Source organism: Ruegeria arenilitoris (genome assembly GCF_013030985.1).
GTDB lineage: Bacteria > Pseudomonadota > Alphaproteobacteria > Rhodobacterales > Rhodobacteraceae > Ruegeria > Ruegeria arenilitoris_B.
On sequence record NZ_WPYP01000009.1, the window covers coordinates 190,303 to 203,860 of the forward strand.

The window sequence follows — 13,558 nt, forward strand, 5'->3', positions numbered from 1 at the left end:
GAAACGCCACAGAACCGATAGATGATGAAATCACCAAGATCGAGGCTTGCGCGTGCTACCCCGACCGTTTAAACGGACCATCGCTTGCCTCAATAGCTCAGCTGGTAGAGCAGGTCCTTCGTAAGGACAAGGTCGGGGGTTCGAGTCCCTCTTGAGGCACCACGTTTTCCAATAGTAAAGTCGTTGACGCTCAGGCGCGCTTCTCGCCGATCGTTGTTACGCCCAGAACCGACAGCACCTTGGCCTCGATCTGTTCGGCATTCATACCCGCGACGGCGTACATATCCGCCGGGCTGGCCTGATCGATGAAGGTATCCGGCAGCACCATCGAGCGGAATTTCAATCCGTGATCGAACACGCCCTCATCCGCAAGCAGTTGCGCCACATGGCTGCCGAAACCGCCAACCGCGCCTTCTTCGATGGTGATCAGGGCCTCGTGGTTTGTGGCGAGGTCCAGAATCAGTTCGTGATCCAGCGGTTTGGCAAAACGGGCATCGGCAATGGTGGGGGTGATGCCCCGGGCCGAGAGCGCTTCGGCGGCTTTCTGAACCTCGGCCAGACGGGTGCCAAAGGACAGCAGCGCCACGCGTGCGCCTTTCTGGATCATGCGGCCTTTGCCGATTTCCAGCACCTCACCGCGTTCGGGCAGATCGACGCCAACCCCTTCACCGCGCGGATAGCGGAACGCGATGGGGCCGTCGTCATGGGCCGCGGCGGTGGCGACCATATGCACCAGTTCGGCCTCATCCGCGGCGGCCATCACGACCATGCCGGGCAGGTTGGCCAGATAGGCGATGTCGAATGACCCCGCATGGGTTGCCCCATCGGCACCCACAAGCCCTGCGCGGTCGATGGCAAAACGCACCGGCAGGCGCTGAATGGCGACGTCATGCACGACCTGATCGTAACCGCGCTGTAGGAAGGTGGAATACATCGCGCAGAACGGCTTCATCCCACCAGCCGCCAGCGCTGCGGCAAAGGTCACGCCATGCTGTTCGGCAATCGCCACGTCAAAACAGCGCGAGGGGTAGCGCTCCGCGAAAAGGCTCAGCCCGGTGCCGTCCGGCATCGCAGCGGTGACGGCCACGATCTTGTCATCGCGCCCGGCTTCTTCGACCAGCATTTTGCCAAAGACCGAGGTATATGACGGCGCGTTGGACGGGGCCTTGTGCTGCTTGCCAGTGACAACGTCGAACCTGGCCGTCGCATGGCCTTTGTCCCGGGCCTGCTCGGCGGGCGCGTATCCCTTGCCCTTTTTGGTCAACACATGGATCAGGATCGGACTGGTTGCCCGTGCCTTGACGGTGCGCAGAACCGGCAGCAATTGGTCCATGTCGTGACCGTCCAGCGGGCCGATATAGGAAAAGCCCAGCTCTTCGAACAAGGTGCCACCCACGGCCATGCCTTTCAGCATTTCCTTGGCGCGTTTGGCACCCTCGCGGAACGGTTCAGGCAGCAGCGAGACCGCACCCTTGGCGGCGGCTTTCAGATCGTGGAACGGGGCCTCGGTGTAAATCCGCGACAGATAGCTGGACAGCGCGCCGACAGGCGGTGCGATGCTCATCTCATTGTCATTCAGGATGACGATCAGGCGCTTTTTCAGGTGGCCTGCATTGTTCATCGCCTCGAACGCCATGCCCGCAGACATCGAGCCGTCACCGATCACCGCAATCGCATCGCCCAGCCCTTCGGGTGTCACACCACCCAGATCGCGGGCAACGGCAAAGCCCAGCGCTGCGCTGATCGAGGTTGAGCTATGGGCCGCGCCGAACGGGTCATAGGGGCTCTCGCTGCGTTTGGTAAAGCCGCTCAGCCCGTCTTTCATACGCAGTGTGCGGATACGGTCGCGCCGCTCGGTCAGGATTTTATGCGGATAGCATTGATGCCCCACGTCCCAGATGATCTTGTCGCGGGGTGTGTCAAAGACGGCGTGCAGTGCAGTGGTCAGTTCGACCACACCCAGACCTGCCCCCAGATGGCCGCCGGTGACGGATACGGCCGAGATCGTCTCGGCCCGTAATTCCTGCGCCACCTGATGCAGTTGCGCGTCCGAAAATTGCTTGAGGTCCGCGGGGCGGCTAACAAGATCCAGCAGGGGCGTGTTCGGGCGGTCAGACATGTGGCGCGTTCCTGGCTTAGCTGTCCCGGGCAATAACGAAGCGGGCGGCGTCCTTCAAGGTTTCAGCCGAGGGTCCGTACCCATCCAGCGCAGCACAGGCCTGATCGACCAGCTCTGCAGCACGGGTCTTGGCCGCTTCCAGACCCAACAGGGATACAAACGTGGCCTTTCCGGCCTCGGCATCCTTTTGCAGGCGTTTCCCGGCCTTTTCGGCATCACCTTCCACATCAAGGATGTCATCCGCGATCTGAAAAGCAAGGCCAAGGGCTTGGGCATATTGGCGCAACGGCTCCGGATCGGCCTGTGCCAACCGTGCCCCCGCGCAGGCCGACCATTCTATCAGCGCCCCTGTTTTACCCGCCTGCAGGCGGGTAATTTCGTCCAGCGTCAGCGGCGCGGCGGCTGATTCCGCCGCAATGTCCAGCGCCTGACCCAGCACCATGCCTTGCGCCCCGCTGGCTTTGGCCAGCGTCAGGGCCAGGTCCGCGCGGACCTCGGCATTGCCGACCTCGGGCCGGGTACACAGTTCAAAGGCCAGCGTCTGCAGCGCGTCCCCGGCCAGAACGGCGGTGCCTTCATCCCATTTCACATGCACGGTCGGGCGCCCCCGACGCAGATCATCGTCATCCATGCAGGGCAGATCGTCATGCACCAGCGAATAGGCGTGCAGCGCTTCGATCCCCGCCGCGGGCCAGATTGCACGGCCCACGTCCACGCCATGCAGACGCGCGCTTTCCAGTACCAGAAACCCGCGCAGCCGCTTGCCGCCTTCGGTGGCATAGGCCATCGCCCGGGTCACATCCAGATCGTCCAGCGCGCCCAGAACCAGATCGAACTGATCCTGAATCCGCGCCGCATCCTGCGCAAGCTTTTCGCGAAACATTTACTGACCTTCGACAGGTGTCGTCCCGGTCGGCTGACCATCGGCATCCAGAGTGATCGCGGCCACTTTTTCCTCAGCCCGTTTCAGCTCATCCTCGCAGCGTTTCTTAAGTTGTGCGCCCCGCGTGTAAAGGTCGATGGACTGGTCCAGCGCCACGTCGCCGCGCTCCAGCTGGCCGACCACGGCCTCAAGCTCTTTCATCGCCTGTTCGAATGTCATCTGATCAACGGGGGTATCGGTCATCGGGCTGCCTTCATCAATTCTTCCACATGGGCGCGGGTGGCCTCGGCCAGTGCGTTCAGATCATACCCGCCTTCCAGAGTCGAGACGATACGTCCTTCGCACAGCTCATCAGCAAGTTTACATAGCTCTGCCGTGATCCAGGCGAAATCGCCGGTGGACCAGTTCAGATTGGCAAGCGGATCGTCCTGATGCGCGTCGAACCCGGCCGAGATGATGATCAGTTCAGGCTTGAAGGCGCGAAGACGCGGGAAGGCTTGCGTTTCATAAGCCCTGCGCATCTCGGCGCCGCCTGTCCCGGGGGCAAGGGGGATGTTGAGAACGGTCTCAAAGGCTCCGGTCTCATCCGGCCGTCCCGATCCGGGCCACAGAGGCATCTGTTGGCTGGTGATCACCAGCGCGTGCTTCTCATCCCACAGCAGATCCTGCGTGCCATTGCCGTGATGGACGTCGAAATCGACCACCGCGACCCGGCTCAGCCCGTGATGATCCAGCGCGTGCTTGGCTGCCAGCGCTGCATTGCCGAACAGGCAGAACCCCATGGCCGTGTCTGTTTCCGCATGATGCCCTGGTGGACGGATGGCACAAAACGCGTTTGGGGCGTCTCCTCCCAGTACCATATCCACCGCCCGCACCATGGCCCCGGCAGCGCGATAGGCCGCATCGACCGAGCCCGGAGACATGAACGTATCCCCGTCGATCTGGGCAAACCCCTCAGCCGGGCGCGCGCTGCGAATATCCCGGATGTAGCTTTCCGGATGCACCCGCAACAGATCATCATCTGCCGCCAAAGGTGCCGTCACCCGGTTCAAATCCAACGACTCCAGCGCGTGCAGGATGTGCTCCAAACGCGCCACCCGCTCAGGATGCCCGCCCGGCGTCACATGTCCCAAACAATCCGCATGAGTCAGAAGGGCAGTTTTCATCTGGGTCCCCTGTTCATCTGGCCAAAAATACCTTCGCCGAAGGTATAAAACCGCCGCGCAGCGGCACAATCAATCCGGCGCCAGCATATACCCGGCACCCCGAACGGTCTGCAGGTACCGAGGCTGCTTCGGGTCCTGTTCGATCTTCCGACGCAGGCGGGTGATCTGCACGTCCACCGCGCGCTCCTGCGCCTGACCCTTGTCGCGGCCCAGATCCTCAACCAGTTTGGCGCGGCTGATCGGTTCCCCCGGCTGAGCCGAGAAGATCTTCATCAACTGGCTTTCGGTCGCGGTCAAACGCACCGGGTCTTCGCCCTGCCACATCTCGCCGCGCTCCACGTCATAGCGGATCGGGCCGAGGCTCAGAATCTTGGTGGCCGTGTCATGTGCCTGCGTTTCCGGCATCCGCCGCAGGATCGCATTGATCCGCAGAAGCAGCTCTTTTGGCTCAAACGGTTTGGCAAGATAATCATCCGCACCCGCTTCAAGCCCGGCGATCCGGTGCTCGGTCTCGCCCCGTGCGGTCAACAGCAGGATCGGCGTGGTATGGGTTTCGCGCAGCGTTCTGGTCAGGCTCACACCATCCTCGCCGGGCATCATCACATCCATCACGATCATGTCGAAATCCAGCCCGGACAACACCCGCCTTGCGTGTGCCGCATCACGGGCCGCCGTGACCAGAAAACCGCTCCGCATCAGGAACTTCTTGAGCAGATCACGAATACGCTCATCGTCGTCAACGATCAGCAGATGGGCGTCCATTTCGCTCATGAGGTGGTATCCCGCAGTTTCGTATAAGCATGACGCATATCAGCATCCATCATCGCTTCAAGCACTTTACGAAATCCTGACACGGCCTCGGGGCCCGCATCTTTATACGCCGCGCGCATCCTAACGCGCTGAGCCTCGGACAGTTTCGCCTCGAGCGCCTTGCCCTTTTCGGTCAGAAACAGATGCCGTTCGCGCTTGTCCACCGTGCCCACGCGGCTTTCGACCAGGCCGTCTTCGATCAATGTCCGCAGCACCCGGTTCAGTGACTGTTTCGTCACCCCCAGTATGGCCAGCAGGTTGTTCACTGTCGTCCCCGGCGCGCGGTTGATGAAGTGGATCGCCCGGTGATGCGCCCGGCCATAAGCCATCTGCGCCAATATGCGATCAGGGTCGGCGGTAAAGCCGCGATAGGCGAAAAACATCGCCTCGATCCCCTGCCGAAGCTGTTCGTCGGTCAAAAACAGCAGGCTTTCACCGCCAAAGACTTGGGCGGGACGCGTATCCGACATAGTATGCCTCATTCGTTACTCGTGTCGAGTTTATGTCAGCGTTGTTGACATTCCAAGAGTGGACAGGTATCGAATCGCAGTTTCTGCGCAACTTTATGTCCGCATCGGACTTAATTGGCGCAACAATCGGAAAATTCAACCCAAGGCTGGAGGTTTCGCATGGCGGGGTATGATGATCGTGATGGCACCATCTGGTTGGATGGCAAACTTGTGCCCTGGCGCGAGGCCAATGTGCACATCCTGACCCATGCGATGCACTATGCGTCCTCGGTCTTTGAAGGAGAGCGCGCCTACAACGGTAAGATCTTCAAAAGCCGCGAACATTCCGAGCGTCTGATCGCCTCGGCCGAGGCGCTGGACATGCCGATGCCCTATTCGGTGGACGAGATCGAGGCCGCCAAGGAAGAAGCGCTGAAAGCCAGCGGCCTGCAGGACGCTTATGTCCGTGTGCTGGTCTGGCGCGGCTCGGGCGAGGATATGGGCGTGGCGTCGGCCAGGAACCCGGTACGCATGGCCGTGGCCGTCTGGCCTTGGGGCGCCTATTACGGCGACGCCAAGATGCAGGGCGCCAAGCTGGACATCGCGGAATGGAAACGCCCCAGCCCGGAAACCATCCCGGTCCATGCCAAGGCGGCGGGTCTCTACATGATCTGTACCATCTCGAAGCATAAGGCCGAGGCCAAGGGCTGCTCGGATGCGCTGTTCATGGACTGGCGCGGTTATGTGGCCGAGGCGACAGGTGCCAACGTGTTTTTCGTCAAGGATGGTGAGGTCCACACGCCGCTGGCTGATTGCTTCCTGAACGGCATCACCCGCCAGACCGTGATCCAGATGCTGAAAGACAAAGGCATCACTGTCCACGAGCGCCGCATCAAGCCCGAAGAAATGGCCGATTTCGAACAGTGCTGGCTGACCGGCACGGCCGCCGAGGTCACCCCGGTCGGGCAGATCGGCGACTATACTTTCGAGGTCGGAGACCTGACCCGCGAGATCGCCGCAGAGTACGAGGCGCTGGTCCGCGCCTAATCCGAGCGACACACGATTTATGGAACCCCCGCTGTTGGCGGGGGTTTTCTTTGCCCATAGTTCAAGATTTTGTGCAGATCGTTCGGATAGCTGGACGAATGCGCAACCGGGTGTAGGTTTACCCCATGTTGGACCTGCTCAGCGATATCCTTACCCGCCTGTCTCTGCGGGGCACATTCTATTTCCGCACTTCCTTCACGCCGCCGTTTGGTATTCAGGTGCCCGCCTACCAGAACGTCGCCCGGTTTCACTTCGTTCAGCGCGGAGAATTGAAGATTTTCGTCTCTATCACAGGCGAAACGCTGCGTCTGAAGCAGGGCGACTTGATCCTGATCCCGCATGGCTCGGCCCATGCGTTGCTGTGCAATGAGGTCAAACCGATGGACGCGCTGCCGCTTGAGCAAGTGTTGGACGAGGCCGGCTATCAGGGCGATGGCGTGCTGATCTATGGCGGAGAGGATAGGAGCCGCGACACCCAACTGATCTGCGGCCATTTCTCCTTCACCGGGCCGCCGGGGCGGCAAGGCACCGGGCACATGCTGATTGACCGGCTGCCGCCCTATATCCTGATCGAAAACTACGGCGAAGAGGCCGGGGCCTGGATTGAGGCCACTTTGCGCATGATCGGGTCCGAGGTCAGCGGCACCCGGATCGGCGGCGATCTGATTGCGTTGAAACTGTCCGAGGTGCTGTTTGCACAGGCTATCCGCGCCCATCTGGAGCATCAAAGCCCCAGCGAATCCGCGTTGGCCGGATTTGCCGATCCCCGCATTTCCCGCGCGTTGACCGCCTTTCATCAGGCCCCGGCGCAGGAATGGAGCGTCGAATCGCTGGCGCGTGAGGCCGGAATGTCGCGCACCGCCTTCGCGCAGCTCTTTGCCGAGAAGATGGGCACCACACCGATGCAATACCTGACCGACTGGCGGATGCAGATCGCCTGTCACGGCTTGACCGAAGCCCGCTGGAACGTGGCGGATGCGGCGGCCGAGGTCGGTTATGCCTCTGAGGCTGCGTTTTCCCGCGTGTTCAAAAAGCAGATCGGCCTGTCCCCGGCGGCTTATCGGTCGATGCACTGATCCGACATTTTTCTGGACGATCTGCACAGTTTCACGAACGATCCGGAATTAAACGTCCGAATGTACTTTCCTAGTTTGGGGTCATGCCAAGCAAGGAAAGGAAATTTCAATGCCTGCTCGTTTCGTTACCCGCACCATTCACGCCTATCTGGACTATCCGGTTGCCTTCGCCTTGATGGGGCTGCCCTTTGTTCTGGGGATAGGGCAATCCAACCCCATGGCGCTGTGGCTGTCAGTAGCCACCGGAGTCGCGGCCTTTGTGCTGACCGTGCTGACCGACCACCACCTCGGCATCTGGCGCGTGCTGCCCTACAAGGTCCACCTGGCCGTCGATCTGCTGGTCGGGGTCGTGTTCCTGGCCGCGCCCAGCCTGTTTGGGTTCTCGGGGCTGGATGCGATATACTATTGGCTGAACGGCGCGGCGGTGGTCGCCGTCATCTCGCTCAGCACGCCGGAACAGGGTGTGACTGCCTGAGCGGGCTATACACAGGTGTCACAATATCATCGTGATACTTTCAAGAATTTGAGCCGCTTGTTTTACAAACAAGCGGCTCACTGCCGCTCACCAATCGCGTGGCCCGCAAGGGTCACCAGACAGGAGAGCCCCATGACCCGAATCCTTCGTTCCAACCGCCGCGCCTTTCTGGTTGGCAGCACCGCATTTGCCGTGTCTCTGTCCATGCCCGCGATCAGCCGCGCCGCGTCCCGTCCCGTCTTTACCCACGGCGTGCAGTCGGGCGATGTCGACATGAGCTCGGGCATGATCTGGACCCGCACGGATCGCCCTGCGCGGGTGATGATGGAAGTGTCGACCACCGAGAGCTTTGCCGACGCCCGCCAACTGACCCCGATGGATGCTATCCCGAACAGCGATTTCGCAGTGAAGCGGCTGGTCGAGGGGCTGCCCTCGGACCAGGATATCTTCTACCGTTTTGTTGCTGCCGATCTGAGCGATATCAACGTCGTATCAGAGCCTATTATTGGGCAATTCCGCACTGCTCCGTCCGAGCGGCGCAATATCCGATTTGCCTGGTCGGGTGACACCGCCGGGCAGGGCTGGGGTATCGATGACGAGGGGATGCGCACCTATGCGACCATGGCGCAGCACCGGCCGGATTTCTTTATTCATTCCGGTGACACGGTTTATGCCGATGGTCCAATGCAGGATGAGGTCGAGAAAGACGGCCGGCTGATCTGGAAAAACACCACCCTGATTGATGAGAAACGCAAAGTGGCCGAAACGCTGGATGAATTCCGCGCCCAATGGAAATACAACATGATGGACGAGCATGTGCGGGCGATGAACGCCGTCTGCCCGACCTTCTTCCAGTGGGATGACCACGAGGTCGTCAACAACTGGTCGGACGCCAAGGATCTGATCTCGGATGACCGCTATTCCGAAAAATCGGTGCATGTGCTGCAATCCCGCGCGGGCCGTGCCTTCCACGAGATGACCCCGCTGCGGATCACGCCAGCCGAGCCGGGGCGCGTGTATCGCAAGATCTCGTACGGTCCGATGCTGGATGTGTTCTTTCTGGACCTGCGCAGCTATCGCGGGCCGAACGGGCCGTCGATGGAGGATGAAATCACCGACAAGTCGCGCATTCTGGGCGCTGAGCAACTGGCGTGGCTGAAACGCGAACTGGCCGCTTCGCAGGCCATATGGAAGGTGATTGCCTCAGACATGCCCATTGGTCTGATCGTTTGGGATCGGTGGAAGGATCAGAAGGGGGTCGAGGCGATCTCGAACGGGGATAATGGCCCGGCCAAAGGGCGCGAGTTGGAGATCGCCGATCTGCTGCGCTTCATCAAGACCGAAGGGGTTACCAACACGGTGTGGTTCACGGCAGATGTACACTATACGGCTGCGCACTATTATGACCCTAACAAAGCGCAATTCCAGGATTTTGAACCGTTCTGGGAATTCGTGTCCGGCCCGCTGCATGCCGGAACCTTTGGTCCGAACGCGCTGGACGGCACTTTTGGGCCAGAGGTGAAATACGTCAAAGCGCCGACCAAGGAACAGGGCGCCAATCTACCCCCCAGCGCTGGTCTGCAATTCTTTGGTCTGGTCGATATCGACGGGGAGACCCAGCAGATGACCGTGCGCCTGATGGATCGTGCGGATACCGAGCTGTGGTCGGTCACACTGGACCCGCAACCACAGGGGATCTGATCGCCCGCCGCATCGCGTCCCGAAGATTGTTTTGGGGCGCGTTTTTACCCTTGAAAAATCCGACTAAAATAGTCAGATAACGCGTAACGCCAGATGCACCCGCATCCGGCACAGGGTTTCGAGGCGGTTTGCGGGCTTAGCGCATGAAACGGTGAGAGCTTGCCGCCGCCTCGGAAACGAATGATCGGGGTAAGACATGGGCGATGCGCTGGACGAAATCATGGCACGACACGAGGCGGCCACCGCGTGCGGCTGTTGCTGTGACGATGACTTTTGCGCTTATGTTGAGAAGTCACCTAAAGCAGAAAGTGACCTGCCAGAAACCTTGCCAGCCAGTGCCGCAAGCCGCCGCGGATCGGTTCGGTTTCTCAATGAGAATCAGGCGAGGTAACAGCCCCGGGACGGGGCTGTTCAATCACTTAACCTTAGAAATCCACGCCGCGCTGGGCTTTGATGCCAGCTTGGAACGGGTGCTTTTCTTCGGTCATTTCGGTGACCAGATCGGCATAGTCACGCAGCGCTTGCGGGGCATCGCGGCCGGTCAGGAATACGCTGGTCTTGTCGGACCGCTCATTCAGCCCGTCGATCACCTGATCCACCGACAGGTATTCGTAGCGCAGGGCGATGTTGATCTCGTCCAGAACCACCAGATCATAGTCGCCGCTGGCCATCAGCGCTCGGGCCTTGTCAAAGGCGGCGTTGGCGGCGGCAATGTCACGTTCTTTGTCCTGCGTGTCCCAGGTGAAGCCTTCACCCATCGTGTGCCAGGTCACCAGATCGCGCTCTTCGAAAAAGCGCCGCTCGCCGGTTTTCCACTTGCCCTTGATGAACTGCACCACGGCGACCTTCTGGCCCCAGCCGAGCGCCCGGATCACCACGCCAAACGCGGCCGAGGATTTGCCCTTGCCCTTGCCGGTGTTGATCAGAACCAGCCCGCGCTCCGGATCGACAGCCTCGGACACCTTTTTGCGGTGCTGGGCCTGCACCTTCTGCATCTTTTCCTTGTGATCTTGTGCATCGCTCATCGGCGGAACCTTTCTTGATTTGCGCCCAACCTAAGCGAAGTTTGCCAAAGGTAAAGATCAGGCCTTTGGGTCCGGGGCCGATTTGTCCTTGCCCCGATCCACGCCCAGTTGGCGTTCGCGCAGGATAACCAGCACGTTGCCTGCAATGACCAGCGCTGCGCCGCCCAGCATGACAAGTGTCGGCCACTCGTCGAACCACACATAGCCGATGATAATGGCAAACAGCATGGTCGTGTAATCGTAGGGCGCCAGCATCGAGGCCTGTCCAAAGCGATAGGACGAGGTCACCAGAATTTGCGCCACACCGCCGATCAGCCCCATAAAAGCCAATATTAGAGCCTGTTCAATCGTCGGCATTGTCCAGCCCCAAAAGGCGGTCAGGGATGACAGCAGCGTGGCGGTCAGCGAGAAATAGAAGACCACCGCAGCGGGATGGTCGACCTGCACCAATTGCCGGATGTGGATCTGCACAAAGGCCCGCGCCATGGTGGCCGCCAATACGCAGAGCGCGCCGATGGTGGCGGCGGTGTCCATGTTATTGCCGCCCAGCCGTGGCCAGATCATGATCAGCACCCCCAGAAGGCCGATGGCAACAGCGCCAATGCGGATCATGCGAATACGCTCGCCCAGCATGATTGCGGCCAGAATCAGGGTGAAGATCGGGGTGGCATAGCCAATCGCCGTAACCTCGGGCAGGGGCAGCAGGCTGAGACCGGTAAAGGTCAGGCCCATGGCGCTGGTGCCCAGAACGCCGCGCCAGAAATGCCCCATCGGCTTTTTGACCACCAACCCCTGCACCAGCTCACCCCGATAGACCAGCCAGCCGATGATCACCGGAACCGCAAAAAGCGAGCGGAAAAACACCATCTCTCCGGGCGGGAAATCGACCGACAACGCTTTGACAAGCGCCTGCATTGCCGTGAACAGCACAAGCGCGCTGAGTTTCAGTGATACGGCCAGCACAGGTCGATGCGATGTTAAGGGTTTTGCCATCGGCGCGACCCTGCGCTTTTGGCTGTCAAAGATCAATGACCGGTGCGGGAGTTTGACCAGTCGGCGGGCAGAGGGTGGCCGATCTCGTCGGCGAACTCTTCCAGAAACCGGATCATCCGTTGGGTTCGTCGCCGCGCCAAGGCCGCGCCACCTTTGGTCAGCATGTCATCCGGCAGTGCCAAAAGCTTGACCTTCCAGTGGTCGATCGAAAAGGCAAGATCATCCAGCGGGCGGTTTGCGGCGAAAGGATCGGCCGCATCATACAGTGTCCGCCCCAATGCGCCCGAGACGGAGAAGTTCCGTGCAACCCCGATGGCCCCAAGTGCGTCCAGCCGATCCGCATCGCGCAGAATGCAGGCCTCGGGCGTTTCGGGCGTGATATTGGCCGAGAAACTATGCGCTTCGATGGCGTGTTGGATCGCGCTGATTTGGGTGTCGTTATAGCCCAGTTCCCGCAGAACAGGCTCTGAACGCTGTGCCGACTTGCGCGAGGCCAGATGACGCTCGGGGTCGTCTTTCGGCAGATTGACAAGATCATGCAGGTAACAGGCGGCCAGCAACACGGACCGGTCCGTTACCTCATCCGCGATGTTCTGAGCATTCACCCAGACCCGGTCCAGATGGGCCAGGTCATGTGCCGGATCGGTTTCCATCCGCTGCGCGACGACGGCGCGCAGGCGTGTGCGCAGATCAGCCGATCCGTCCACGGTTCTCTCCGATCTGGCCACGGTGCAACAGCAGGTGGTCGAGGATCACGCAGGCCATCATCGCCTCACCCACCGGCACCGCGCGGATGCCGACGCAGGGGTCGTGGCGGCCTTTGGTAATAATCTCGGTCTCCTCGCCGGACTTGGTGATGGTCTTGCGGGTGGTCAGGATCGACGAGGTCGGTTTGACCGCAAACCGCACCACAACATCCTGCCCGGTCGAAATGCCGCCCAGAATGCCGCCCGCGTGGTTGCTGCTGTATTGCGGGCCGTCCTGACCCATGAAAATCTCGTCGGCATTGGCCTCGCCGGTCAGTTCGGCGGCAGCCATGCCTTCGCCGATCTCGACACCTTTGACGGCGTTGATCGACATCATCGCTGCGGCCAGATCAGTGTCTAACTTGGCATAAACCGGTGCGCCCAGCCCGGCGGGAACGCCGCGGGCCACGACCTCGACCACCGCACCGACCGAGTTGCCGGATTTGCGCAGGTCGTCCAGATACACGGCCCAGTCTTCAGCGGCTTGCGCGTCGGGCGTCCAGAACGGGTTCTGTTCAATCTGCGACCAGTCGAAATTGGCGCGGTCGATCTTGTGCGTGCCGATCTGGGTCATATAGCCGGTGATCTGCACATTGGGCGCGATCTGCTTGATCGCCTCACGCGCCAAGCCACCTGCGGCGACCCGCGACGCGGTTTCACGGGCCGAGCTGCGCCCGCCACCGCGATAGTCGCGGATGCCGTATTTCTGCCAATAGGTGATGTCGGCGTGCCCCGGACGGAACTTCTCCATGATATCGCCGTAGTCTTTCGAGCGTTGATCGGTGTTCTCGATCATCAGCTGCACAGGCGTGCCGGTGGTCTGGCCTTCAAACACGCCGGACAGAATCTTGACCGCATCAGGTTCACGCCGCTGGGTAGTGAACTTGCTCTGCCCCGGTTTGCGCTTGTCCAGCCAGTGCTGGATCATCGCTTCGTCGATTGTCACACCCGGAGGGCAGCCGTCGACGGTGGCACCCAAAGCGGGCCCGTGGCTTTCACCCCAGGTGGTGACGCGGAAGAGGTGTCCAAAGCTGTTCATCGACATGGGGCGTGCTCCTTTGAGGGTTG

General features: G+C 60.8%; 14 protein-coding genes and 1 tRNA gene. 5 read left to right on the plus strand and 10 right to left on the minus strand.

The features are described 5' to 3' along the window. Positions 1 to 86 precede the first annotated feature (86 nt). Positions 87 to 162 (plus strand) — tRNA-Thr (locus GOX88_RS18130). Positions 163 to 190: 28 nt separating this feature from the next. Here the strand turns inward: GOX88_RS18130 and dxs are convergent. From dxs to GOX88_RS18160, 6 genes are all read right to left on the minus strand, one after another. Beyond that, positions 191 to 2,119 carry a 1-deoxy-D-xylulose-5-phosphate synthase gene (dxs, locus tag GOX88_RS18135; protein ID WP_170405025.1) on the minus strand — a complete coding sequence of 643 codons (1,929 nt, stop codon included), beginning with the start codon at positions 2,117 to 2,119 and terminating at the stop codon, positions 191 to 193. Positions 2,120 to 2,135: 16 nt separating this feature from the next. After that, positions 2,136 to 3,002 carry a polyprenyl synthetase family protein gene (locus GOX88_RS18140; protein ID WP_170405028.1) on the minus strand — a complete coding sequence of 289 codons (867 nt, stop codon included), beginning with the start codon at positions 3,000 to 3,002 and terminating at the stop codon, positions 2,136 to 2,138. Continuing rightward, complete coding sequence (locus GOX88_RS18145) at positions 3,003 to 3,245, minus strand: exodeoxyribonuclease VII small subunit (protein ID WP_170405029.1); 243 nt, start codon at positions 3,243 to 3,245, stop codon at positions 3,003 to 3,005. After that, positions 3,242 to 4,168, minus strand: a complete 927-nt coding sequence (locus GOX88_RS18150; protein WP_170405032.1) for a histone deacetylase family protein — start codon at positions 4,166 to 4,168, stop codon at positions 3,242 to 3,244. Before GOX88_RS18150 ends, GOX88_RS18145 begins: the two co-directional genes overlap by 4 nt. A gap of 69 nt (positions 4,169 to 4,237) precedes the next feature. After that, positions 4,238 to 4,939 (minus strand): response regulator, encoded by a 702-nt coding sequence (locus tag GOX88_RS18155; RefSeq protein WP_170405036.1) that lies wholly within the window; start codon positions 4,937 to 4,939, stop codon positions 4,238 to 4,240. Then, positions 4,936 to 5,448, minus strand: a complete 513-nt coding sequence (locus GOX88_RS18160; protein WP_170405040.1) for a MarR family winged helix-turn-helix transcriptional regulator — start codon at positions 5,446 to 5,448, stop codon at positions 4,936 to 4,938. The genes GOX88_RS18155 and GOX88_RS18160 overlap by 4 nt, the downstream gene beginning before the upstream one ends. A 159-nt stretch (positions 5,449 to 5,607) precedes the next feature. On the opposite strand from GOX88_RS18160, the gene GOX88_RS18165 reads away from it, so the two are divergent. From GOX88_RS18165 to GOX88_RS18180, 4 genes are all read left to right on the plus strand, one after another. After that, complete coding sequence (locus tag GOX88_RS18165; RefSeq protein WP_170405043.1) at positions 5,608 to 6,474, plus strand: branched-chain amino acid aminotransferase; 867 nt, start codon at positions 5,608 to 5,610, stop codon at positions 6,472 to 6,474. A 125-nt stretch (positions 6,475 to 6,599) separates the two neighbouring features. Further along, a complete protein-coding gene (locus tag GOX88_RS18170) occupies positions 6,600 to 7,550 on the plus strand; it encodes an AraC family transcriptional regulator (protein ID WP_170405046.1) in 951 nt (316 codons plus the stop codon). 109 nt (positions 7,551 to 7,659) lie between these two features. Then, positions 7,660 to 8,025, plus strand: coding sequence for a hypothetical protein (locus tag GOX88_RS18175; protein WP_170405049.1), 366 nt, complete (start codon positions 7,660 to 7,662; stop codon positions 8,023 to 8,025). A gap of 132 nt (positions 8,026 to 8,157) precedes the next feature. Beyond that, positions 8,158 to 9,726: an alkaline phosphatase D family protein gene (locus GOX88_RS18180; protein WP_170405052.1), complete on the plus strand. Its 1,569-nt coding sequence runs from the start codon at positions 8,158 to 8,160 to the stop codon at positions 9,724 to 9,726. Positions 9,727 to 10,151: 425 nt separating this feature from the next. Here the strand turns inward: GOX88_RS18180 and cobO are convergent, their stop codons facing one another. Genes cobO through aroC form a run of 4 tightly spaced genes read right to left on the minus strand, consistent with a single transcriptional unit; the run spans position 10,152 to position 13,535 of the window. After that, positions 10,152 to 10,751 (minus strand): cob(I)yrinic acid a,c-diamide adenosyltransferase, encoded by a 600-nt coding sequence (cobO, locus tag GOX88_RS18185; RefSeq protein ID WP_170326228.1) that lies wholly within the window; start codon positions 10,749 to 10,751, stop codon positions 10,152 to 10,154. 57 nt (positions 10,752 to 10,808) lie between these two features. After that, positions 10,809 to 11,744 carry a DMT family transporter gene (locus GOX88_RS18190; protein WP_170405054.1) on the minus strand — a complete coding sequence of 312 codons (936 nt, stop codon included), beginning with the start codon at positions 11,742 to 11,744 and terminating at the stop codon, positions 10,809 to 10,811. Positions 11,745 to 11,776: 32 nt separating this feature from the next. Next, the gene (locus GOX88_RS18195) at positions 11,777 to 12,451 is read right to left on the minus strand and encodes an HD domain-containing protein (RefSeq protein ID WP_170405057.1); all 675 of its coding nucleotides are present in this window, start codon (positions 12,449 to 12,451) and stop codon (positions 11,777 to 11,779) included. Next, the gene (gene aroC, locus GOX88_RS18200) at positions 12,435 to 13,535 is read right to left on the minus strand and encodes a chorismate synthase (RefSeq protein WP_170405059.1); all 1,101 of its coding nucleotides are present in this window, start codon (positions 13,533 to 13,535) and stop codon (positions 12,435 to 12,437) included. The genes GOX88_RS18195 and aroC overlap by 17 nt, the downstream gene beginning before the upstream one ends. Between the last annotated feature and the right edge of the window lie 23 nt (positions 13,536 to 13,558).